This is a genomic window from Microbacterium cremeum (assembly GCF_015277855.1).
GTDB classification, from domain to species: domain Bacteria; phylum Actinomycetota; class Actinomycetes; order Actinomycetales; family Microbacteriaceae; genus Microbacterium; species Microbacterium cremeum.
In genome coordinates this window covers 3721062-3745264 of record NZ_CP063812.1, presented here as the reverse complement: position 1 = coordinate 3745264, position 24203 = coordinate 3721062, and the positions used below count along the sequence as shown (strand labels likewise).

14 protein-coding genes are annotated in these 24203 nt (G+C 70.1%); 10 read left to right on the top strand and 4 right to left on the bottom strand.

Annotation, left to right across the window (positions count from 1 at the left end; translation table 11 throughout):
• Positions 1–12 precede the first annotated feature (12 nt).
• Positions 13–1734 carry a BCCT family transporter gene (locus IM778_RS16645; protein WP_194409920.1) on the top strand — a complete coding sequence of 574 codons (1722 nt, stop codon included), beginning with the start codon at positions 13–15 and terminating at the stop codon, positions 1732–1734.
• Between the two features lie 6 nt (positions 1735–1740).
• On the opposite strand, the gene IM778_RS16640 is transcribed toward IM778_RS16645, so the two are convergent.
• The 3 genes from IM778_RS16640 to IM778_RS16630 form a co-directional block, all read right to left on the bottom strand.
• On the bottom strand, positions 1741–3705 hold the full coding sequence (locus IM778_RS16640; RefSeq protein ID WP_228484620.1) for a vWA domain-containing protein: 1965 nt from the start codon (positions 3703–3705) through the stop codon (positions 1741–1743).
• Positions 3706–3849: 144 nt separating this feature from the next.
• Positions 3850–4407 (bottom strand): hypothetical protein, encoded by a 558-nt coding sequence (locus IM778_RS16635; RefSeq protein WP_194409918.1) that lies wholly within the window; start codon positions 4405–4407, stop codon positions 3850–3852.
• Positions 4408–4516: 109 nt separating this feature from the next.
• Positions 4517–5992: an MFS transporter gene (locus IM778_RS16630; protein ID WP_194409917.1), complete on the bottom strand. Its 1476-nt coding sequence runs from the start codon at positions 5990–5992 to the stop codon at positions 4517–4519.
• 158 nt (positions 5993–6150) lie between these two features.
• Here IM778_RS16630 and IM778_RS16625 point away from each other — a divergent pair, with 158 nt between their 5' ends.
• Positions 6151–7899 carry a sensor histidine kinase gene (locus IM778_RS16625; protein ID WP_194409916.1) on the top strand — a complete coding sequence of 583 codons (1749 nt, stop codon included), beginning with the start codon at positions 6151–6153 and terminating at the stop codon, positions 7897–7899.
• Positions 7890–8540, top strand: coding sequence for a response regulator transcription factor (locus tag IM778_RS16620; RefSeq protein ID WP_194409915.1), 651 nt, complete (start codon positions 7890–7892; stop codon positions 8538–8540). The genes IM778_RS16625 and IM778_RS16620 overlap by 10 nt, the downstream gene beginning before the upstream one ends.
• A 204-nt stretch (positions 8541–8744) precedes the next feature.
• On the opposite strand, the gene IM778_RS16615 is transcribed toward IM778_RS16620, so the two are convergent.
• A complete protein-coding gene (locus tag IM778_RS16615) occupies positions 8745–10268 on the bottom strand; it encodes a M1 family metallopeptidase (protein WP_228484619.1) in 1524 nt (507 codons plus the stop codon).
• Positions 10269–10520: 252 nt separating this feature from the next.
• Between IM778_RS16615 and dnaK the strand changes: the two genes are divergently transcribed.
• From dnaK to IM778_RS16580, 7 genes are all read left to right on the top strand, one after another.
• Positions 10521–12386, top strand: a complete 1866-nt coding sequence (gene dnaK, locus IM778_RS16610; protein ID WP_194409914.1) for a molecular chaperone DnaK — start codon at positions 10521–10523, stop codon at positions 12384–12386.
• A 2-nt stretch (positions 12387–12388) separates the two neighbouring features.
• Complete coding sequence (locus IM778_RS16605) at positions 12389–13021, top strand: nucleotide exchange factor GrpE (RefSeq protein WP_194409913.1); 633 nt, start codon at positions 12389–12391, stop codon at positions 13019–13021.
• Between the two features lie 13 nt (positions 13022–13034).
• Positions 13035–14027, top strand: coding sequence for a DnaJ C-terminal domain-containing protein (locus IM778_RS16600; RefSeq protein ID WP_194409912.1), 993 nt, complete (start codon positions 13035–13037; stop codon positions 14025–14027).
• 144 nt (positions 14028–14171) lie between these two features.
• Positions 14172–14648 carry a heat shock protein transcriptional repressor HspR gene (locus IM778_RS16595; RefSeq protein WP_194409911.1) on the top strand — a complete coding sequence of 159 codons (477 nt, stop codon included), beginning with the start codon at positions 14172–14174 and terminating at the stop codon, positions 14646–14648.
• Between the two features lie 133 nt (positions 14649–14781).
• Positions 14782–20802 carry a DUF7927 domain-containing protein gene (locus IM778_RS16590; RefSeq protein WP_194409910.1) on the top strand — a complete coding sequence of 2007 codons (6021 nt, stop codon included), beginning with the start codon at positions 14782–14784 and terminating at the stop codon, positions 20800–20802.
• 193 nt (positions 20803–20995) lie between these two features.
• Positions 20996–23521 carry a LuxR C-terminal-related transcriptional regulator gene (locus IM778_RS16585; protein ID WP_194409909.1) on the top strand — a complete coding sequence of 842 codons (2526 nt, stop codon included), beginning with the start codon at positions 20996–20998 and terminating at the stop codon, positions 23519–23521.
• Positions 23514–24131 (top strand): hypothetical protein, encoded by a 618-nt coding sequence (locus IM778_RS16580; RefSeq protein WP_194409908.1) that lies wholly within the window; start codon positions 23514–23516, stop codon positions 24129–24131. Before IM778_RS16585 ends, IM778_RS16580 begins: the two co-directional genes overlap by 8 nt.
• Positions 24132–24203: the final 72 nt, after the last annotated feature.

Genomic DNA, 24203 nt, shown 5'->3' with positions numbered 1-24203 from the left:
AACCTGAAGACCGTGAGTGACAACGTCACGCCGTCGGAACCCACTCCCCACGCCGACGCAACGACATCGCCGCCGGGCACGACCCCCGCCGCGGCGCAGGTCGCGGCTCGCAGCAGGATCCAGCGCTGGGTCTTCTGGCCCGCCGCCGGCGTCGTGCTGGTCTTCAGCGCCTTCGCCATCCTCGCGCCGCGTGCCGCCGAGGCGATGTTCGCGGCGATCCAGTCGACGATCGTCAACGCGTTCAACTGGTACTACGTGCTCATCGCCGCCTTCTTCGTGGCGTTCGCGCTCGTCATGGGGTTCTCGCGCTTCGGCGACATCAAGCTCGGCCGCGACGACGACAAGCCCGAGTTCTCGGTCGGCGCGTGGTTCTCGCTGCTGTTCGCCGCGGGCATGGGCATCGGGCTCGTCTTCTACGGCGTGAGCGAGCCGCTCAGCCACTTCGTCGATCCGCGGCCCGGCGTCAGCGGCACGCCTGAGCAGCTCGCGCAGCAGGCGCTCACGCAGACCTACCTGCACTGGGGCGTGCAGGCGTGGTCGATCTACGTCGTCGTCGGGCTCGGGCTCGCGTACGCGATCCACCGTCGCGGTCGGCCTATCTCGATCCGGTGGACGCTCGAGCCGGTGCTCGGGCGCAAGCGGGTCGAGGGACCGTGGGGGCACGCCATCGACGTGGTGGCGCTCGCCGGAACGCTCTTCGGCGTCGCCACCTCGCTCGGCCTCGGCGTGCTGCAGATCAGTTCGGGGCTCGAGTCCGCCGAACTCGCCGAGCCGACCGTCGGTGTCCAGGTGGCGATCATCGGAGTGATCACGGTGTTCGTCCTGCTCTCGGTGCTCTCCGGCGTCGCCCGCGGGATGAAGTGGCTGTCGTCGGCGAACCTCGTGCTCGCGGGGCTGCTCCTGCTGTACGTGCTGGTGTTCGGGCAGACCGAGTTCCTGCTGCGCGAGTGGGTGCAGTCCATCGGCGGCTACATCCAGAACTACGTCGGCCTGTCGTTCACCGTGAGCGCGTTCCAGGGCGCAGAAGGCGAGGCCTGGCAGGCCGCGTGGACGTCGTTCTACTGGGGCTGGTGGATCTCGTGGTCACCGTTCGTGGGCATCTTCATCGCGCGGATCTCGCGCGGGCGCACGGTGCGCGAGTTCGTGCTCGGGGTCATCCTCGTGCCCACGATGCTCGGGATCCTGTGGTTCGCGGTGCTGGGCGGCTCCGCGCTGTATCTGGAGCTGCATGAACCGGGGTCGATGACGCTGCCGGACGGCACGGTCGACCTCGAGGGCTCGATCTTCCAGCTGCTGGGCCACTTCCCGGGCACCACCGTGCTGACGATCGGCGTGTTGACCCTCGTTACGATCTTCTTCGTGACGTCGTCGGACTCGGGTGCGCTCGTGATGGGAATGATCGCCACTGGGGGCGACCAGCACCCGCCGAAGTGGGTGCGGACCTTCTTCACGCTCGTGACCGCACTCCTCGCCGTCGCCCTCCTCCTCACCGGGGGGCTCACCGCGCTGCAGACGGCCGCGATCACGATCGCGCTGCCGTTCAGCGTCGTGATGCTGCTGATGTGCTGGTCGACGATCGTGGCGTTCCAGCGAGAGCGGCGTGCGTACGAGCACGCCAGGCGGGATGCCTTCGTCGAGCGAATAGGCGACTACTACGGGCTCGAGGTCGAGGAACCCGACCAGCGCGGGATCGACTGGCCCCGGCTGCGCCGCTGGACGCGACGGCCGCGGTGACCGGCGTCAGAAGCTGGTGACGAGGTCTCCGAGCACCGCTTCGAGCTTCGACGGGTCCGTCGCGTCGTAGTAGTGCGCGCCGGTCGCGCTCGAGATGGACTGCAGGGTCGCGACGTCGGCGTCGGCGCCGTAGGCCAGCGTGAACACGAGCACCGGCGTGGAATGGTGCAGGTTGCGCAGGTTCTCGAGCATCTGCTCCTGGCCGATCGTCGCCGCGTTGGGCGCGTCGTTCTCACCGTCGCTGAGGAGCACGACCGCGTTGATGCGGTCGGGCGACCACGACGCCGCCTGCTGCCCGGCGAAGGTGTCGACCGCCTGGTACAGCGGGGTGTCGCCCATCGACGCGAGCCCCCCGAGCGAGTGCAGGAACGCGTCGCGCGACGCCCCGATATCACCCACCGGTGCGACCAGGCCCGGCACCATCGCGCCGTCGGGCGCCTGCGCGAAGGCGGCGAGGCCGATGTCGTCGCCGGTCGTGAAGTGGCCGAGCGCGGCCTCGATCGCCTTCTTCGCCTGCGTCAGCTTCGAGTCGGCGGGCGAGATCAGCTCGTCCATCGATCCCGACACGTCGAGCAGGAACAGCACATTGGCGCGCTTGCGCACTTCCGGGAACGCCGCCTGCACGGCGGTCACGACATCCGGCTCGGGGAACGCGACGACGCCTGCCTGGCCGACCCGGAGCTGACCCACCTGCTCGACGCCGGGGTCGAGCACGCGGTTCAGGTCGCGGTATCCCGACAGGCGGACGACCTCCTGGCCCTGCGCCGTGAGGGCGAAGCGGATGAAGTCCGCCGCCGCCTCCGACTCGACCGGGTCGATCCACTCGCCGGTCAGCCGCATCGCCGGATTGTCGGCCGCGTAATAGCCGTCCGACGGGTAGATGGGCACGAGCTGCTCGGCGGGCGGAGCCTCCTGCGTGCGGCTCACGCCGTCACGGCTGACGATGCCCCGGTTGTAGTCCCACACCGACTTCTCGTCGACGATGACGGCCGAGAGGAAGTCGGCGGCAGACCCGGATGCCTCGGCCTGGCGCGCGTGCCAGAGGAAATGCTCCGGCGTGGCCATGTAGTGGCTCGTGGCGAGCTCGTTCTCGTGCACCACGGTCTGGACGGCGGGATCGGCGACGTCCCGTGCGGTGAGCGTTTCGAGTCCGCCGGCCGCCGTGCCGAACGACGCGAACATCGCCGCCTCGCCCGAGGTCGCCATGAGCGGGCTCGTCTTACCGAGCTTGAACGCGCCCCACTCCGGGTGGCCGAGCCCGCTCCACAGCTCGGAGTCGCCGGCGGCCTCGAAGACTTCGGTCCACGTGGGGGCCTCGGCGTCCCACCCGACCGCCTGAGCCAGCTGCTCGGGCATCGCCAGCACGATGTCGGACGTGCCGACGCTGGTGCCCTCGGCGCGCAGCGCCGTCGCGCCGGAGGACTGGGCGACGTCCACCCACGTGGACGAGTCGGGCAGCCACACCGCGGGCCTCTGGTCGTCGGCGACGGCCGGGAACCCGGCCGCCACGGTCGCCGCCGCGAGGCCGGACTTGTCCTTGCTCGGCGTCACCGTGACGCACGAGCCCGCGACGTTGCGCGGCTGGCTGTTGTAGGCGGTCGCGAGGTTCTCGACCATCTCGGCGTTCTCGAACGACGACAGCACCCGCACGGTCGTGCACGGCTCCGCACCCGGCGTGGCGGCGGGCTCGTCGTCGGGGAACTGCAGCAGCTCGGCCTCGGGTTCGGCGGGCGGCTGCTGCTCCTCGGCGGCGGAATCCTCCGGCGTGACGTTCGACATGATCGCGTACGCCACCGAACCGATGGCACCCAGCAGCACGACGATCGCCGCGGCCGAGGTCCAGATCACGGCCAGACGGCGTCGGCGACGGCGGCGCTCGCGGCGCTCCTCGATGGCGCTGCGCGCCGTGGGCGCGGGCGCCGATGCGGCGCTCGCCGGCTGCGCGACGGCGCCGCGGCGAGGGCCGGGCACGGCAGCATCGTCGTCAGGCCTGGGCTGGCGCATCGGGAACCTCGGTCGTCGGGGGGTCGGAAGGTCCGGATCCGTTCGGGTGGACGGCTGGGCAAGAGCCTAACCCGACCTCACTTGCGAGGCGAGTGTGAGCCGGCTGGCAGATCACTGCGACGCGGTGTTCAGCATCCCGATCAAGACGGCCGTCCACCAACCCGCCTGCGACACCAGCGCGCTCCACACGCACCACAGCCGCAGCCGCCGCGGCAGCGCCGAGAAGCGCGCGCGCCCGGGCAGGCGGGCCAGCTCGGCGGTGAGCTTCGTCATCGAGACGCCGTTCATGGCGACCACGAGCACCGCCGTCATCTTCAGCGCCGTGAGCGGCTGCGACAGATCGGGCTGGAGGAATGCGCCGGTGGCAAGGAGCCCCGCGATGCCCAGCCACGCCAGGCCCGAGACGATGCCCTCGACGCGCCGGAGGTCGTCGAGGGTCGCGCGGCGCAGCATCCAGAGCAATCCGCTGGTCTCGAGCAGCACTGCCGCGCCCAGACCCACGATCACCGACGCGAGGTGCGCGAACAGCGCGGGGGTGCGCACCCACTCGGGAGGGGCGACGGATGTGCCCACCCACAACGAGACCGCCATCGCGACGAGCACTCCCCAGTACGCGACCGCGCGCCGATGGCGCGCGCGGCGGCGTCTCTCGGTGAGCGGGATCGTCACTGTGCCTCTCGGGAACGACTGGTGCGAGGTGCGCGACGACCCCCCGTCGCACGGTGAAGCATCACCCGCAAGCGAGGCTAGCGGAACGGACCGCGCCCGCCGACAACGCTCAGCTCTGCGCGACCCGCTTCGGCGCCTTGACGAACAGCAGCAGCACGAATCCGAGGGCGAGGACGAGGGCGATCCCGAGGATGCCGTACAGGGTCTGATGCGCGGCGGCGGCGATGAACACGCCCCACAGCAGCGGCGCGATCCAGCTCGCGGCGCGCCCGGTGGTCGCGTACAGGCCGAAGACCTCGCCCTCGTGTCCGGCCGGCGTGACCCGGGCGAGGAACGAGCGCGACGCGGCCTGAGCGGGGCCGACGAACGCGGCGAGCACGATGCCGACGACCCAGAACAGGACCTTGCCCGCCCCGGCGCCGAAGAACACCGTGAGGCAGCACAGCACCAGGACGCCGATCGCGACGAGGATCACGGGCTTCGGACCGAAGCGGTCGTCGAGCCGGCCCGCGAAGATCGTCGAGACGCCGGCGACGAGGTTCAGCACGATGCCGAACACGACGAGATCGGTGAAGCCGAAGCCGAAGACGCGTCCCGCGATCACCGAACCGAACGTGAAGACGGCGGCGAGGCCGTCGCGGTACACCGCGGATGCGAGCAGGAACCAGAACGTGGGGCGCGTCTCGCGCCACAGACGCGCGATCGACCGCGCCAGCTCGACGTAGCCGCGGAAGAACCCGACGCGTCGCGCGTCGGCTGCCGGCGGCGGCTCGGGCACGTTGAGGAAGACCGGGATCGTGAAGATCAGCGTCCACACGGTCGCCCCGGCGGCGATGAGCTGGAAGGTCAGCGGCTGCGTGCCGTCGAGCACCCCGCCGAGGATGAGCCCCACGACGAGGGCCAGCGCGATGATGCCGCCGAGGTAGCCGAATCCCCAGCCGAGGCCCGACACCTTGCCGACGGTCTTCGGGGTCGACACCGACACCAGCAGCGCGTTGTAGTTCGCGCCCGCGATCTCTCCGACGATGCTGCCGACGGCGATCATCGCGACACCGAACCAGAAGTGGGCGGGCACGCCGCCGACGAACGCCATCGCGAGCTGGCACAGGATGAGCAGCGCCGTGAAGATGCCCAGCATGAGCTTCTTGCGACCCGCCGCGTCGGCGCGCTGGCCCAGCACGGGCGCGAGGAGGGCGATCAGGATTCCCGCCGCCATGATGCCCCAGCCCAGGTTGCTGTCGAGCGTCCCGAGCGCGCGGCAGTACTCGGTCGCCGTGTTGACCGCGGTGTCGCAGTCGATCGCGTCGCCGTCGACGACGCCGCTCGCCGCGACCACCGGGTCGAGGAAGAACGGCGACACCAGGAAGCTCGGCACCCACACGAACGTCAGCAGCACCGTGTTGAACGGCTGGGTGGCCCAGTCCCACAGCGCCCACGAGATCACGCGCTTGCGCGGGATCTGCGCGCCCTCCTGCAGATCGAGGCCCATCACGGCGACGGCGCCGGTGTCCGCCGTCGCGGGCGGTGCCGGCGGCCGCTCGGGGCCGAGGGGCTGCGGTGCGGGGGGTTCGTGCTCGTTGCCCATGGTCGGCAAGGTATGACCCTTCGGTGAACGGCGGGTGCCGCTGTGGCGCGCCGCCTCTTCGCGACGCGTGGCCAGGTTACCCACTGAGGACCTGGGTCGTCGTGAACGCGCCCCGGGCACGACACAATGAGGGGACGCCCACCGTCGGAGAGGGTCCGATGACTGCAGCCCCCCGCGTGCGCTCCGCGCTCTCGCGATCGCTGGATCGCGCGCTCGCGCTGATCTCGCTGCTGGCGCTGATGCTCGTGGTCGTCGAGGTCGCGCTGCTTCCGCTGGCAGGTCCCGCGGGCCCGCTGCTGCTCATGCTGCCGCTGATCTTCGCCATCTATGTGGTCGCGGGGCTCATCGCGTGGCGGCGCCGCCCGAGCAACGGCATGGGGTTCCTCATCGTGGTGGCGGGGCTCGCGCTGTACCTCGGCAGCCTGCAGAACACCGGTGTGGAGCTGCTGGTCGGTCTCGGCGCGGTGTGCGCCACGATCGTCGTGGCGGCGGTCATTCATCTGCTGCTGGCGTTCCCGACCGGGCGGCTGCCGGACCGGCTGTCGCGGGTCCTCGTGGTGCTGGCGTACGTCATCGCGCTCGTGCTCCAGGCGCCCGGCTACCTGCTCGACCCCGAGGGCCCCTTCCCGCCGTTCGCCGTGGCCGACCTCCCCGGTACCGCCGCATTCTTCAGCCTGTTCCAGACGATCGTCGCCACCGTGTTCAGCGTCGTGGTGGCGGTGGTGCTGTGGGGCAGGCTGCGCCGTGCGGATGCCGCGCACCGGCGCGTGCTCATCCCCCTGTTCTCGTACGGCATCTTCGCGGTGCTGTTCATGCCGCTCATCGCGGTGGCGCTGGACCGGGTGTTCCTGGTGCACCCGTTCGTTCGCGGTTACCTCCAGTTCGCGGTGCTCGCCGGCATCCCGATCGCGTTCGCGCTGGGCACGCTGTGGGGCGGTTTCGCGCGAACCGGGGAGCTCGAGGAGCTCGGCACCTGGCTGGGTGCGGCGGGCGCCTCGAAGGAGCCGCTGACGACGGCGCTCGCGCACGCGCTGGGCGATCCGTCGCTGCGCCTCTACTTCTGGGCCGACGATCGCGGCGAGTTCCTCGACGCCGACGAGCGCGCGGCGCCGGCCCGGCCCGCCGACAGCCGGCGCGGCTGGGAGACGATCGTGATCGACGGCCGGACGATCGGCGCCATCGGCTACGACGCCGCACTGCTCGCCGACCGCGACCTGGTGCGCAAGGCCGGGCGGATCGTTGCCATCGAGGTCGAGCGGTCGAGGCTCACCGCCGAGCTCCGGGCGAGCCAGCGCGCGCTGATGCAGTCGCGCGAGCGGATCGTCGAGGCGGCCGATCGCGAGCGGCGTCGCATCGCCCGCGACCTGCACGACGGGCTGCAGGTACGGCTCGTGCTGCTCGCGCTCGAGGCGCAGCAGCTCGCCACCGCCCCGTCCGAGACGGTCCACGAGCGCGCGACTCGCCTGCGCGTCGACATCGACGCCGCCGCCGCCGACGTGCGCACGCTCGTGCGCGACCTCGTGCCGGCCGCGCTGATCGAGCGGGGGCTGGCGACGGCGGCGGAGGACCTCGCCGACCGGATGCCGATCCCGACGCAGTTCGAGTCGGACGTCGAGGACGGCGCGATCCCGGATCTCGTCGAGGCCACCACGTACTTCGTCCTCACCGAGGCGCTCGCGAACGTCGTCAAGCACGCGCACGCCACGCTCGCCCGGGTGCGCCTCGCCGTCGAGGACGGCCACGTGCACCTCGAGGTCGAGGACGACGGCGTGGGCGGCGCCTCCCTGGGTGCGGGCTCGGGCCTGCGCGGCCTCGCCGACCGCGTCGAGGCGATCGGCGGGACGATCCGCATCTCGAGTCCGCGGGGCAAGGGCACCCGCCTGCGAGCGGAGGTGCCATGCGCGTGATCATCGCCGAGGACGAGGCGCTCATCCGCCGGGGTCTCGAACTCGTGCTGCGCGAAGGCGGCCACGATGTGGTCGCCGCCGTGGGGGACGCCGAGGCGATGACGGTTGCCGTCGCCCGCGAGCACCCGGACCTCGTGGTCACCGACATCCGCATGCCGCCGACCCGCACCGACGAAGGGCTCGAGGCCGCGCTGCGGATCCGCCGCGAGCATCCCGGCACCGCGGTCGTGGTGCTGTCGCAGCACGTCCAGCGGCGGTACGCGAAGGACCTGCTCGCCGAGGGGGAGGAGCGGGTGGGCTACCTCCTCAAGCAGCGGATCGCCGACATCGGGACGTTCCTGGAGGACCTCGAGCGCGTCGCCAGCGGGGGCACAGCTCTCGATCCCGATGTCGTCGCCGTCATGGTGGGGCGGGCGCGGCACTCCGAGGCCGCCGTGGGAGGACTGACGACCCGGCAGCAGGAGGTGCTCTCGCTCGTGGCGGAAGGGCGCAGCAACGCGAGCATCGCGGGAAAGCTGTTCCTCACCGAGAAGGCGGTCGTGCAGCACGTCTCACGCATCTACGACGCCCTGGGCCTGCCCCCGGATGCGGATGCGCACCGGCGCGTGCAGGCGGTCATCCGTTTCCTCAACCGCGATTGATGCGGACTTAAGTCCTCAATCCGCGCCGAGCGCGTGACACCGTGCGGCGGCGCTCGCTACGGTGCGTTGTGGGCGGCCGGCTGGGGTGCCGCCCGGAGCCCGTTCCCGATGGGCTCCGCCCGTGGACCTGGGGTTACACGCCTTCGGCGGCGGCGACGTCTGGGGTCGCCGCCGCCGCAATGGGCCGGTCCTGGCGCGTGTGCGTCACAGCGTCCAGGTGGCGGGCGGCTTGACCTGGTCCCAGAGCCAGATCTGGAAGAACTCGTCGAGGTCCTCGCCCGACACCTCTTCGTAGACGGCCTGGAAGTCGGCGCTCGTCGCGGTGCCGTCGTCGAAGCGCTCCACCCAGAGCCGCGCACCCTCGAAGAACGCCTCGTCGCCCACCTCGACGCGCAGCGCGTGCAGGGTGGCTGCTCCGCGGTTGTACACCTGCGTCGCGAACAGGCCGAGGTGGCCCGGGTCGCCGATCTGGAACGACCAGTAGGCGGTGTTGCGCGGGGGCGCGTACCAGGTGTTGTAGGCCTGCTGCGCCGTGTTCCCGCCGCGGTGCTCGGTCCAGAGCCAGCTCGCGTACGTCGCCCATCCCTCGTTCAGCCAGATGTCCTGCCACCGGTGCGGGCTGACGGCGTTGCCGAACCACTGGTGCGCGAGCTCGTGGGCGACGGTGTTCTGCCCCGCGGAGCCCGAGTAGACGGGGCGCGTCTGCGTCTCGAGGGCGTAGCCCACGCTGTCGTTGTCGACGATCGCCCCGTACGCGACGAACGGGTACGACCCGAACCGTGACTCGAAGAAGTCGATCATGGCGGGCTGCAGCGCCAGGCTCGCGTTCGAGGTGTTGAGCTGGTTCGCCGTGAGCTTCGTGTCGACGGCGTCGATGATGGGCACGCCGCTGGACGAGGTGTAGGTGGGCCGCAGCTCGAAGTCCCCGACGGATGCCGTCGTGAGGTAGCTCGCCTGCTGGTCGGGGGCATCCCAGAACCAGGTGGTCAAGCCGCCGGCGGTCTCGGCGGGCTTGTACGGCAGGCCGTTGGCCACCGCGACCTTGCCCTCGGGCACGGTGATTGCGAACCGGTAGGTCGCCTTGTCGGTCGGATGGTCGCTCACCGGGTACCACGTCATCGAGCCTTCGGGCTCGCTGACCACGATCGCACCGTCCCTGGTGGTGACCCAGCCGTAGAGGGCGCCCTCGACGTCGAGAGGGCGCACGGTCGTGCCGCTGTACTCGACGACCACCTGCACGGTCTGACCCGACTTGATCTTCGGACGTGGCTGCACGGTGAGCTCCCACCGGCGGGCGGCGTCGTCCTGCTGCTGCCAGTACGCCGCGCCCTGCACCTCGGCCCCGCCGGCCGGCACGCCGACCTCGGCGGCGGGCTTGCCGCCCACCGTCACCGCCGTCACGTCCATCCCGCGCAGATCGAGGCTGAACCGGTCGAGGTCCTGCGTCGCGACGAGGTCGATCGTCGCCACACCCGAGAGGCTGCCCTGGAGCGGTGCGGGGGCCACGGCGGGGGGCGTGTACGTCAGCGCGAGATCGTAGTGCTGCACGTCGTAGCCGCCGTTGCCGGAGAAGGGGAAGTACGGGTCGCCCGCCCCGTCCGATCCCGCGGTGTACCGCGGTCCGGCGGTGTCGGGAGGCGCCGCGACGGCCCCCGTGGCGCCGAAGCCGGCCAGCACCGCCACCGCGGCGGTCAGACCGCCGATCATCCTCGTTCTCGTCGTGCGCATGACCCCTCCCAAGGTTCGCCCGCGGTCGTTCTGAGCTGACTCTAGGGCGCGCGCGTTTCGCGCATAAGGCCACCGTGTGACCGCGCCGCTTCGAGCAAGTTGAGTCGAGTCGTATCAAGTTCGAATTGACGGATGCCGCACCCCGGCGTATCGTTGAGCCATCGCGACTCAGCTTTGGGTCCGCGAGCCCGGCTTTTCACACGAACCGCGGGCGCCGGCATCCGTCGTCGCCCCCACGAAGGAGAGATACACATGGCACGTGCTGTCGGAATCGACCTCGGTACGACCAACTCGGTCGTGAGCGTCCTGGAGGGCGGCGAGCCCAAGGTCATCGCCAACGCCGAGGGCTTCCGCACGACCCCCTCGGTCGTCGCATTCACCAAGGACGGCGAGGTGCTCGTCGGCGAGACCGCCAAGCGCCAGGCCGTCACCAACGTCGACCGCACCGTCTCGTCGGTCAAGCGTCACATGGGCACCACGTGGGGCTTCGACGTCGACGGCAAGAAGTGGACGCCGCAGGAGGTCTCGGCGCGCATCCTCCAGAAGCTCAAGCGCGATGCCGAGCAGTACCTCGGCGACACCGTGACGGATGCCGTCGTCACCGTCCCCGCGTACTTCAACGACGCCGAGCGCCAGGCCACCAAGGAGGCTGGCGAGATCGCGGGCCTGAACGTCCTGCGCATCATCAACGAGCCCACCGCCGCCGCCCTCGCGTACGGCCTCGACAAGGGCAAGGAGGACGAGCTCATCCTCGTCTTCGACCTCGGTGGCGGAACCTTCGACGTCTCGCTGCTCGAGGTGGGCAAGGACGACGACTTCTCGACGATCCAGGTGCGCGCGACCGCCGGTGACAACCGCCTGGGCGGCGACGACTGGGACCAGCGTCTCGTCGACTATTTCATCAAGCAGTTCAAGGACACCACGGGCGTCGACGTCTCGAACGACAAGATCGCCCTGCAGCGCCTCAAGGAGGCGGCCGAGCAGGCGAAGAAGGAGCTGTCGAGCTCGACCTCGACGTCGGTGAACCTGCCGTACCTGTCGCTGACCGACTCGGGGCCGGTGTCGCTGTCCGAGACCATCACGCGCGCGAAGTTCGAGGACCTCACCAAGGACCTGCTCGACCGCACCAAGAAGCCCTTCGAGGACGTCATCCGCGAGGCCGGCATCAAGGTCGGCGACATCGACCACGTCGTGCTCGTGGGCGGCTCGACCCGCATGCCCGCCGTGTCTGAGCTCGTGAAGCAGGAGACCGGCAAGGAACCCAATAAGGGCGTCAACCCCGATGAGGTCGTCGCCGTGGGCGCCGCGCTGCAGGCGGGCGTCCTCAAGGGCGAGCGCAAGGACGTGCTGCTGATCGACGTCACCCCCCTGAGCCTCGGCATCGAGACCAAGGGCGGCATCATGACGAAGCTCATCGAGCGCAACACCGCCATCCCGACCAAGCGCTCCGAGACCTTCACGACCGCCGACGACAACCAGCCGTCGGTCGCGATCCAGGTGTTCCAGGGCGAGCGCGAGTTCACGCGCGACAACAAGCCGCTCGGCACCTTCGAGCTGACCGGCATCGCCCCGGCTCCTCGCGGCATCCCGCAGATCGAGGTCACGTTCGACATCGACGCGAACGGCATCGTCCACGTGTCGGCGAAGGACAAGGGCACCGGCAAGGAGCAGTCGATGACGATCACCGGCGGCTCGTCGCTGCCCAAGGACGACATCGAGCGCATGGTGCGCGAGGCCGAGGAGCACGCCGCCGAAGACAAGAAGCGCCGCGAGGCCGCCGAGGTGCGCAACCAGGCCGAGACCCTCTCGTACTCGATCGAGAAGCTCATCAAGGAGAACGACGACAAGCTGCCCTCCGACGTCAAGGAGTCGGTGCAGGCCGACGTCGACGCGCTCAAGACCGCGCTCGCCGGTGACGACGACGACGCGGTGAAGACCGCGTTCGACACGCTGTCGCAGTCGCAGACCAAGCTGGGCGAGGCGATCTACGCGTCGAACCAGGCTTCGCAGGCGACGGATGCCTCGGCCGCCGACGCCGGTGACTCCCAGGAGTCCGCGACCTCCGATGAGGACGTCGTCGACGCCGAGGTCGTCGAAGACGAAGAGGAAAAGAAGTAACCATGGCCGACAAGGACTTCGATGACACCGAGGTCCCCGGTGGCGAGGACCCGGAAGCGAACGCTTCCGGGTCCGACCCGCAGGAGGGCCAGGACACCGCCGGTGAGCAGGCCGAGAGGCCGCAGGACGAGGCCGAGGGCGACGAGCTCACGGTCGACGACATCCTCGGTGCCGCGCAGAGCGCAGAAGCGGCCGCCGAGGACGCCGTGCTCGCCGACCTCGAGACGCAGCTGCTGAACGACCTCAAGCGTCTGCAGGCCGAGTACGCCAACTACCGCCGGCGCACCGAGGAGCAGCGCGAGGTCGAGATCGAGCGCGCTCAGGGCGCGGTCGCCAAGGGCCTGCTGCCGGTGCTCGACGACCTCGACCGTGCCGAGAAGCACGGCGACCTCGAAGAGGGCTCGCCCTTCTCCGCGATCGCCGAGAAGCTGCGTGGCGTGGCCGAGCGCATGGGCCTCAGCACCTACGGCGCGGCCGGCGAGGCGTTCGACCCGCAGCACCACGAGGCGATCTTCCAGGTGCCGACCCCCGGCACGACCGAGGCGACCGTGCTGGAGGTCGTCGAGATCGGCTACCGCCTCGGCTCGGTGGAGCTGCGACCGGCGAAGGTCGTCGTCGCGGTTCCCGCCGAGTGACCGAGGAGGCGGCATGGCCAGCCAGGACTGGTTCGACAAGGACTTCTACTCGATGCTGGACGTCTCGAAGGACGTCAGCGACGCCGACCTGAAGAAGACCTACCGCAAGCTCGCGCGCAAGTACCACCCCGACTCGAATCAGGGCGATGCGGCGGCGGAGGCCAAGTTCAAGGAGATCAGCGAGGCCTACTCGGTGCTGTCCGACCCCGAGCAGCGCAAGGAGTACGACCAGATCCGCGCCATGGGCTCGGGTGCCCGCTTCACGGCGGGTGGTCAGGGCGCCGGCGGATTCGAAGACGTCTTCAGCATGTTCGGGCAGGGCCGCGGCGCGCGCTACCAGAACGCCGAGGACTTCGACGACATCTTCGCGATGTTCAACCAGCAGCAGGGCGGCCGCTTCGGCAGCGGCCGCTTCGGCCAGCCTTCCGGCGGGTACCGAGGGTACGGCGGGCCGACGCGCGGCGCCGATGTCACGGCGCGCACGACGATCGACTTCATCACCGCCACCAAAGGTGAGACGATCACGCTGCAGGGCGAGGACGGCAAGCCGTTCAAGGTGAAGATCCCGGCCGGCGTGTCGGACGGGCAGAAGATCCGGCTGCGCGGCCGGGGGCGCCCGTCGCCCGACGGCGGCGAGCCCGGCGACGTCGTCGTGCAGGTGGCGGTGCGGCCGCACCCGGTGTTCACCCGCGACGGCCTGAACCTCCGCGTCACGGTGCCGGTGACGTTCACCGAGGCCACGCTCGGCGCGACGATCGAGGTGCCGACTCTCGGCGGCGACCCCGTCAAGCTGCGGGTCGCCCCCGGAACGCCATCGGGCCGGGTGCTCCGCGTCAAGGGCCGGGGCGTGCAGACCCAGAAGGGCACCGGCGACCTGCTCGCCGAGGTGCAGGTGGCGGTGCCGTCGCACCTCGACGACGCCGCACGCGAAGCCTTGGAGCGCTTCCACGACCTCGAGCCGAAGGAGAACCCGCGCGCCGACCTGATGACCAAGGCGCGCGGCTGAGATCATGAGGCCGGTCGTTGAGCGAGCGAGGAACGAGCGAGACGAAACGCCTCGAGCCGACGTTCGGCGTGTGCGCGAGGCGTCTCGTCTCTGCGTTTCGACTCGCAAGCTCGCTCAACGACCGGGTACGAGGAGGTGAGACGCATGGGTGAGCAGCACGACATCGACGAGGATGCCCCGATCTTCGCGATCGCGGTGGCCGCCGAGCTGTCGGGCATGCACCCGCAGACCCTCCGCCAGTACGACCGGCTCGGGCTGGTCGTGCCCGCCCGCACCCAGGGCGGCTCGCGTCGCTACTCGCTGCGTCACATCGCGCAGCTGCGCGAGGTGGCGCGCATGTCGGCCGACGGCATCGGTCTTCCCGCCATCGCGCGCATCCTCGAGCTCGAAGACCGCGTGCGCGAGCTGCACGGCCGCGTCCGCGACCTCGAGGAGCGAGTGCGTGCCGAGCTCGAGAAGCGCCCAGGAGCCCGCGTCTTCGCCGCAGGATCGACCGGCGCCGTCGTCACGCTGCGCCACGGCACCCGCGTGCGCCGTGCGACCGAACTCGTCGTGTGGCACCCGCGCCAGCCGCTCTCGCAGGCCGCCGAGACCGAGGACGACGACGAAACCTCGACGTGACGCCGACTCCCGGGTGATGGGGTGAAGGACCGGGTGAAATTCTGAGAAGACTCTCAGAATCCCGATAGGAACGATTCAAGGGCATGCGTGCCAAGCCGGCGCGAACCCTGTGACGTTCCCAAGGGGGGAAATCTTGAGTCGTCTCATCGCGCCAGAAAACTCAGTTCCGACATCTCACGTGCAGCGATCATCTGGCCGCCGCCGCGTTGCGGCAACGGCATTCGCCGGAGTCGCCGCCCTGATCCTGTCGCTTCTGCCGACAGCTGCCGCTCAGGCCGCGCCGCTGTCGGTGCATGAGATCACCGCCAACTGGGCCGGCGATCCGACGCCGACCGAGGCGCCGTTCGGACAGCCGGTGACCGCCGAGTTCCACGTGAACACCAACGACGCCGAGGACCCGTACTCGAACGAGCCGGTGGAGAACGTGCGCGCCACGCTCACCGTGGGCAACGGCGCTTTCACCAGCATCCCGCAGGTCTGCAAGACCACGGATGTCACCCCTGCCTCCGCGATCTCGGAGGATGGCACGACCCTGCTGTGCAACTTCGGCACGATCACCGAAGGCACCGCCTCGGTCATCCAGGCCCCGGTCCGTGCCACGTCCACGGAAGGCGGCGACCTGACCGTCGTGGGCACGGCGACGTCGGATTCCGCGGTCGCCGAAGCCGGCCCGGCCGACCCCGGTCCGCTGCCGATCACGTACGTGCACGGCATGGACCTGTCGCTCGTCCAGGCTCCCGGCCAGACCGGCCAGGGACAGACAAAGGCGAGCCGCCTGGGAGGCAACCGGCCCTTCCTTCAGATGAACTACTCGCTCATCCTGGACGCGGGCAGCCGACCGGGACCTGCGAGCTACTCGTTCCCGGTGAGTATCAGCGCGAACATCGCCGGCGCGACCAACGGTCTCGCGTGGGAAGGCTGCGTGCCGATCGACGCGTCCTCACGTTCTACGGGTCAACCGTTCTCCCACCCGGAGCGGGCGGACCGCACCAACTTCCCGACGTGCAGCGTGAGCGGTGCCGGCACCACCTACACCGTCTCGCTCTCGGATCTCGACTACACGCTGGTCAACGCGCCGGTCAACGACAGCATGGGTCAGCCGCTCCCCGGCAACGGCGTCTACATCGCCTCGGGCACCGTGCAGTTCAGCATTCCCGCAGCTGTGACCGCGATCACCACGTACACATTCACCGCGTCGCCCGGCGCGTTCGTCTTCGACGACGGTGTCTCAGAGCCTGACGGCAACGCACAGAACAACGTCTCGAGCGCCACGCTCACTCCGCCCGGCGGATTCAGCAACCACTGGATCGGATCGCCGGCGAACTCGCGGACGGCGTGGGATGACAACCTGTGGGTGAGCCCAGGCACAAGCCTGGACGCGGTCATGCCGCAACCCGGGATCACCGAAGAGAACTGGGACGAGCAGGTCGCTGCCGGAAACGTCGGGCCGATCCCGCTCTACCACCAGGCGAACAGCCTCGTCTGGAACGGATACAGCGGCCCCGGTGGGGCGCAGCTGGCGGGCCTCTGCACGATGAACCAGAACCCGGCCTTCGTCCCGACCTCGTTCGAGGGCGGCGGCTGGAACGGCGGCGGCCTCGACGGCTATGAGAACTACGAGACGGCGCGGTTCTTCTACACCACCCAGGCGATCGACACGAAGACCGAGACCTGCGGCCAGGCGGCGCCGAGTGCCATGTGGATCGAGGCCACTCCGGCGCCCGGTACTTCTCTCACCGACCCTCGCATCAGCACCGACATCCTGATGGCTCTTCCGGCCGGCGTGACTGCTGTGAAGATGACGTGGGACCCGGCCGTCGACACTTCCGCCCACACGTTCCTCCGCGCCTTCGGGCACATCGATCCGGCAGCCCCCACCTCGGGGGAGGGCTGGACCGTCGGAACGTTCAACGCCCCGTACAACGTCGCCACCGCATTCCCGGGGTATCCGACGCTGAACAACTGGGTCAATCTCAGCACCATAGGCGGTGGAACCGTGATCCCGGGCAGCACCTACGGCCCGAACACCAACGGCTTTCGCGACGTCTACCGTCTGCAGGGCGCCCAGGGACTGATCGAGAAGGAGGTCTCCGACACCACCGCGCAGCCCGGAGTCCCCGTGACCTACACGCTCCGCGCTCAGGCGCAGAACCTCGTCACGAGCCCGCCGCCGGCGACGTTCGACGTCGTCGACACGCTGCCGCAGGGGATGGTCTACGTGCCGGGCACGGGCCAGCCCGCCCCGACGAGCGTGAGCCCGGACGGGCGCACGCTCACGTGGAACTTCGCCGGGGTCACCCCGAACGTGTTCCAGACGATCAGGTACCAGGCGCAGCGCCCGGCCGACAGCGTGATCGCACCGGGAACCCGGCTCACGAACGTCGCGGTCATCAATACGATCGGCGACAACCGCCCCGCGAGCACGCCGGGCCGCACGGCCGCCGCGACGGTGACGGTGCCCAGCGCCTCGGCTACGGTCTTCGGGAAGTCCGCCGCCGCGAATGTGCTGTCGTTCGATGGCGACAGCTCGTCGTGGGTGCTGACGATCAACTCGCAGGACCCCGAGCCGAGCGACTTCACCGACACCATCGACATCCTGCCCGCCGTCGGCGACGGTCGCGGAACGGACATCGACGGCACCTACACGGTGACCGACGTCGTCGCGCCCGCTGGTTCGACGGTGTACTTCACGACGGCACCGCTGGCCTCCCTGAGCTCGGACCCGCGCGATGCCTCCAACGGCGGCACGCCCGGATCGGTTGCCGGCAACACCGTGGGATGGTCGACGACTGCGGTCGACAACCCGACCGCCATCCGGATCATCGGCCCCGAGCTCGCTCCGGGCGCGACACAGACGATCCGCATCGACTTCAGCACGCCTGCCGGCACCAGCTGTCAGGAGCCCGCCGCCGACGACAACAAGCCGGGCCAGATCCTGGTGAACTCGGCCGGCTCGTGGGCCGAGCACTCGGCGCTTCCCATGCTGTCGTCTGCGGTCACCGAGATCGCGAACTGCTACGCCGTCAACCTGAAGAAGTACGTTCAGGACTCCGACGGCGTGTGGCACGACGCGAACACGCCCGCCGACTATCCGACATACCGAGTCGGTGACGAGGTGCCGTATCGCATCGTGGTGGAGAACATCGGACAGGGCACGGTGACTGATCTCGAGATCACCGACAGCCTCTTCCCGGAGGGATCCTTCACCGTGGCATCGCTCGCCCGAGGCGAGCAGCAGGTGCACGAGTTCGTCGCCACCATGACGGGCGGCGGAAGCGTCGTGAACAACGCCTGCGGCACGGCGGCGACCCCGCCGGACGCCGAGGCGCCGACGATCCTCTGCGATCCGGCTGGGGTCGAGGTGGTGAACTACTCCACGGTGAAGTCGTCTGACCCGGTTCCGGGGACGGTGCTGAACCCGGGTGACGAGGTCACCTACACCGTGACGGTGACCCAGGAGGGCACTGTTCCCGCGGTGGCGCAGTTCACCGACGACCTGTCGGCGGTGTTGGACGACGCTGATCTGACAGCGGGCCCGACGGCTTCGGTGGGAACTGCGACGATCACGGACGGCGTGCTGTCGTGGGACGGTACGGTCCCGGTCGGTGAGGTGGCGACCGTGACCTACACCGTGACGGTGAAGGACTCGGCAGCGCTCGCGGAGGGTGGCAGCTACTTCCTGGAGAACGGGGTGACCAGCCCCGGATGCCCGGACGCCGGTTGCCCGCCGGTGGAGCACCCGATCGCCGACTTCACCGTGGTGAAGTCGTCCGACCCCGTCGACGGCTCGAACGTCGACGAGGGCGAGACCATCGCCTACACCATCACGGTGACCCAGGTGGGTGAGGCCGAGTACGAAGGTGCCTCTCTGGTAGATGACCTGAGCGACGTGCTGGATGACGCCACTTGGAACGACGAGCTGACCGCCTCCGCCGGGACGGTCGGGTTCGATGCGACCACGCAGGAGCTGTCGTGGTCGGGTGATCTGGCGGTCGACGAGGTCGTGACGATCACCTACACCGTGACCGTCACCGGCGCCGGAGACACCCACCTGCACAACGTCGTCACCAGTGATGGCTGTGCTTCGCAGGAGGTGTGCGAGACCGAGCACTACACCGCTTCGTACACGACGGTGAAGACGTCCGACCCGGCGTCGGGCAGCGATGTGCAGATCGGCGATGTCATCACCTACACCGTCACCGTCACCCAGTCCGGTGAGGGCAGCGTGGTGGCTCAGTTCTTCAACGACGACCTCACCGAGGTGCTGGACGACGCGACGTTCAACAACGACATCGTCGCGTCGGCGGGCACGTTCACGTTCGTCGACGGGGTGATCTCGTGGACGGGCGACCTGGGCCCGGGTGATGTCGCCACGGTGACGTACTCGGTGACGGTGACCGCTGCCGGTGACACGCTGATCGGCAACACGGTGCAATCGCCCGGCTGTGAGACCGCCGCCGAGTGTGAAACCGAACACCAGACCGGCCGCTACGAGACGGTGAAGACCTCGGACCCGGCGACGGGAAGCGACGTGCAGATCGGCGACACCATCGAGTACACCGTCACCGTCAGCCAGTTCGGTGCCGCGTCGGTGGAGGGCGCATCGTTCGCCGACGACCTGACCGCGGTGCTGGATGACGCAACGTGGAACGACGATCTCGCCGCGACGGGAGGCACGGCCGACTACGCCGAGCCGACGGTCTCGTGGACGGGCGACCTGGCGGTGGATGCCGTGGTCACGGTGACCTATTCGGTCACGGTGACCGGTGCCGGCGACATGACGTTGACCAACGTGGTCACCAGCGACGGCTGTGTCGAGGAAGCGGATTGCACCACGACGCACCAGACGGGCGACTACACGGTGGCCAAGACGTCGAACCCGACGCCGGGCAGCGATGTCGCGGTGGGCGAGACCATCACGTACACGGTGACCGTCGCCCAGCGGGGTCCTGGTGCGGTCACGGCAGCGTCGTTCGATGACGACCTGGCGGCCGTGCTGGACGATGCGACCTGGGACGATGCGCTGGTCGCGAGTGCGGGCGAGGCGTCGTTCGACGCGGATGCCGAGACCATCGAGTGGACCGGTGATCTCGCGGTCGGCGCGACGGTGACGGTCACCTACTCCGTGACGGTGACGGGCGCGGGCGACATGACGCTCACGAACGTCGTGGCGCCGGGCGAGAACGGCGAGTGCGTGCCGGCCGGCGACGGCAACCCCGACTGCACCACCACGCACGAGACGGGCCGGTTCGAGTACTCGAAGATGGCCGATCCCGTGCACAACAGCGACGTGCAGGCAGGGGACGTCATCACCTACACCGTGACCGTGGAGCAGGTCGGCCCCGCCGGGGTGGCGGCATCCGTCGTCGACGATCTGTCGGGCGTGCTCGATGACGCCTCGTACAACGGCGACGTCGCTGCCACGACGGGCGAGGCCGTCGTCGACGGGCCGGTGCTGACCTGGAACGGTGCTCTCGGCGTGGGGGAAACCGCGACGATCACCTACTCCGTGACGGTGACCGGCGGGGGCGACACGACGCTCGCCAATGTCGTGACCTCGCCCTCCGAGGCCGGCTCATGCGTGACCGCGGCCGACGGCACCGAGGAGTGCCGCACCCTGCACAAGACGGGCGGGTACGTCTACGCGAAGACGGCGGATCCGGTATCCGGCACCGCCGTGCGCACCGGTGACACGGTGACGTACACGGTCACGATCACGCAGCGCGGCGAAGGCGTCGTCACCGACGCGATCGTCACGGACGACCTGTCCGGCGTGCTCGACGACGCGACGTGGAACGGCGACGCAGTCGCGACCGCGGGTGCCGTCGCACGGGTGGGCGACGTGCTCACGTGGACCGGCGCTCTCGGCATCGGCCAGCGCGTGACGGTCACCTACTCGGTGACGGTCGCGGCTGCCGGACCGGCGCAGTTGCGGAACGTCGTGACGAGCCCTGACGAGCGGGCCGTCTGCGATCCGGCCGGAGCGTGCGCGACCGAGCACAGCGTCGACGCGCCGCCGCCGCTCGCCGTCACCGGCGGCACCCTCAGCTGGGGCGTCGCGGGCTTCGCGGGCATGCTGCTCGTCGCGGGTGCGTTCGCGCTCGTGATCCACCGCCGGCGCTTCCCCAGAGCGTCGCGTGGGCCGGTGAGCTGAGCCCCTTCAGCCCGGCACGCTGTGCCCCGCGTCCCCAGGGGCGGGGCACAGCGTCGTCTCTGGCCCCGCAGCGGGTCGGATCGGTCGGCGCAGTCGGGATCCGCTTCGGGGGAACGCGGACCCCAGCCTGGGCGAACTGACAGACTGAATCCTTGGGGGGGACGTACAAAGGAATCGAATCGAAGTGTGGTCATTGCAGCGGCTCGATACCGGCGCGCCGCGCGTCCCCGGCGACGTCATCACGCGGCCGAGGCTGCTCGCGCATCTGGAGGTCGGCGCGCCGCTGACTCTTGTCCGGGGAGCGTGCGGCGCGGGCAAGACGGTCGTCCTACGCGAATGGGTGCAGCGCACCGAAGATCGTGCACTGTGGATCACGGCCGATCCGGCCGGCGCCGATAGCGGCGGCCTCGCGCGCATGATCCTGCGGCGGCTGCCGCGCCGAACGGACGCCGGCGACCCCGGCGTCGCGGATGTCGGCTGGCAGGCGGTGCGCGACCGGCTCTCGGACCTCGGCGAACCGGTCACGATCTTCGTCGACGATGCCGCGACGCTCGAACGGGATGCCCTCGTCGACCTGTGCGAGACGGTGGCGGCGGTCCCGGCCGTGAGGGTCGTCGCGGCCGCGAACCGTCGCACGGTGCTCGACAGCGACGCGGTCGGGATGCTCGTCGACAGGACGGCGGTCGAACCTCCGGATCTGATGTTCGACGAGGAGGAGATCCAGCGTGCCCTGGGCGTCGACGCGGACCTCGCCCGCAGGATCCGCGCCGTGACGAACGGATTCCCTGCCGTCATCCACGCGATGGCCCGACGCGGCATCCCGGCGGACCATGGTTCGCTGGTAGAGACCGCAGCCGAGGGCGTCGAGGAGTACATGCGGCTCCGGGTCGCGCGCTCGGGCTACGATCCCGCGCTGATCTCCGCACTGGTGCGGATCAGTCTCGCCGAAACCGTCGACGACGCGGGCGCGCGCGAACTCAGCGGCGACCCTCGCGCCGTTCACTACCTGGACGACGCCGAGAGCTACGGCTTCGGATCGTGGTCCGCAAGCGAGCGCGGGCGCGCGTTCCGCTTCGCACCGTTCACTCGCGCGCTTCTGCGGCGCGAGCTCGAGCGCCGCCACTCCGGCGAGATCCCGGCGCTGCGGCGGGTGGTCGTCGCGGGCGCGCAGCGCGCCGGCAAGCCCACCGAGGCGCTGCGAGTGGCGGTCGAGGGCGACGATTGGGAGCTGGCACGCCGGGTGGTCATGTCGTCCTGGCATCAGCTGCTCAATCACGGCGCCGCGGTGCGCGAGATCCTGGGATCGATCCCTCTATCGCAGTTGCGCGACGAGCCGCTCCTCGTGATGCTGTTGGCCATCTGCTACAACGCGGTGCGGGTGAGGCGGCTGCGCGGGCTCCAGCTCTTCCGGCTCGCCGTCTCGGCGGCGAACTCTCAGCGCGCCGACGTCAGCGACTCCGACCGCCTGTTCATCTGGGTCACCGAGAGCGTCGCCCTGCGCGTGCTCGGCATGCACGAGCGTGCCGCGAGCGTCGCAGTGCGCGCCCTGCGTCTGCTTGCCGACATGCCGGAGGCGGAGAAGGAGGCCTACTCCGTGCAGGTGCCGCTCCTGTCTGCGCAGCTGGGCATCTCGCTGTACTACGGGGGCAGCCGGCGGCAGGCGATCGAGTGCTTCGCGTACGGCGCCGCCGTGGCGGCGGTCGGGGAGCCCGAGAACGGGATCTCGAACCTGTCGATGCTGGCCGGCATCCATGCCCTCGACGGCGACATGCCCGAAGCCCGCCACTATGTCCAGCTCGTCCGAGAGGGGAGATGGAGTAACCGGTACCTGGACGGCTACCAGGGCACGTTCTATCGCGTGGCCGAGGCTCTCCTCGCGCTGGAGGAGGGCGACGTCGAGAAGGCGGCCGAGCAGATCGCGGTCTTCGGGCCACACCGCGCGACGAGCGAACACTGGATCGTCATGGCCACCGTGGAGGCGCTCGTGGCGCTGCGCCGGGGGAGGGCGGCTCTGGGTGCCACCCAGCTGGAGTCGCTCGTCCAGGTGCGAGGGCGCGAAGGCCACAGCGCGAGCGCGCGTCGCGCGTTGAGCCGCACGCGGACGCTGCTGCTGCTCGCGCAGGGCCAGACCCACGCGGCGAGGGCCATCCTGCAGAAGGACGCCCCAGAGGACCGTTTCGAGACGATCGTGGAACGCGCGCGCATCGCCCTCATCGACGGCCGGCCTCGCGACACGCTGCGCATCCTGAGCCAGGCCCGGGCGCAGCCGACAAGCGTCCGGCAGAGCGCCGCAGCGGCATCGCTGCGCACGGCGGCGCTGGTGCGGACGGGCGGCGAGGCGGCCGCGCGGCACGATGCGCAGACCCTCGCCGCCCTGCTGTGCGACCGGGGCCTTCGCCTGCCGCTCGCACTGCTGCCTCCCGCCGACACGCGCGCGGTGCAGGAGCTCCTGCGCGAGACGGACTCGTGCGAGATCCCCCCTGTCGAGTCGGCCCTCCCCGAGTCGATCGGCGCTCCGGCGCTCACCGAACGAGAGCAGATCGTGCTGCGGGCGCTCGCCTCGGGCAGGCCGCTGACGCTGATCGCAACAGACCTCGGCGTCTCGCCGAACACCATCAAGACGCAGGTGAAGAGCGTGTATCGCAAGCTGGGCGTCGCCGGCCGCGAGGAGGCGGTCGCGGCGGCGGCGGCCCGGCACCTCCTGGCGGATCATGGCTGAACGCCGGCGGGGAATGCCGACGCGCGCGCTCCTGGTGGCGGGAGCGTTCGCGGCGCTGCAGACACTGCTGTTCCTCGCGGTCGTGCCCCTGACCACCATGCTCGTCGTGACCGCGCCCCCGGCATATGCCCTGATCGCCGGCGTCCACAGCCTCATGCCGTTTCTGGCTCGGCTCGTCACGGCGGTGGCGGGCACGGCGATCGTCACCGCGGTGATCACGGGTCTCCTCACGGCGGCAGTGTCCCCCGTCGGCCCGCTTGCGGCGGTGCCCATGGTCACCGCCGCGGTCGTGTTCGACGCGCTGATGCCGTGGCGCACGCGGCGCCGCCCCCAGTGGTGGCGCGTGCTCCTCGCCGCAGCCGTGGCGGGCGTCGCGCTGTTCGTCGTCTCGCTCCCCGTCTTCTCGAGCGAGCACCTCAGCGCGCCGATCCTGATCGCGACGCTGGTGGGTCGCCTCCTCGGCGAGGTCGCCGCCGCCGCTGCTGCGCTGGCGTTCACCGCGATGCTGTCGCGCGCCGGAGTCGTCCGCCGGGGCACGCCGAGCCCACGGGGTGAAGGGCGGGGTGAAGCGGCGGGTGAGGTTTCGCCGAACTCGCGAAGACAGGGCTAGAAAGGAAGACGGCGTCGCGACCGTGACGCCGATGCGCGGGGGGAACGCGCGGGGGGACGTCATCCGGTTTCG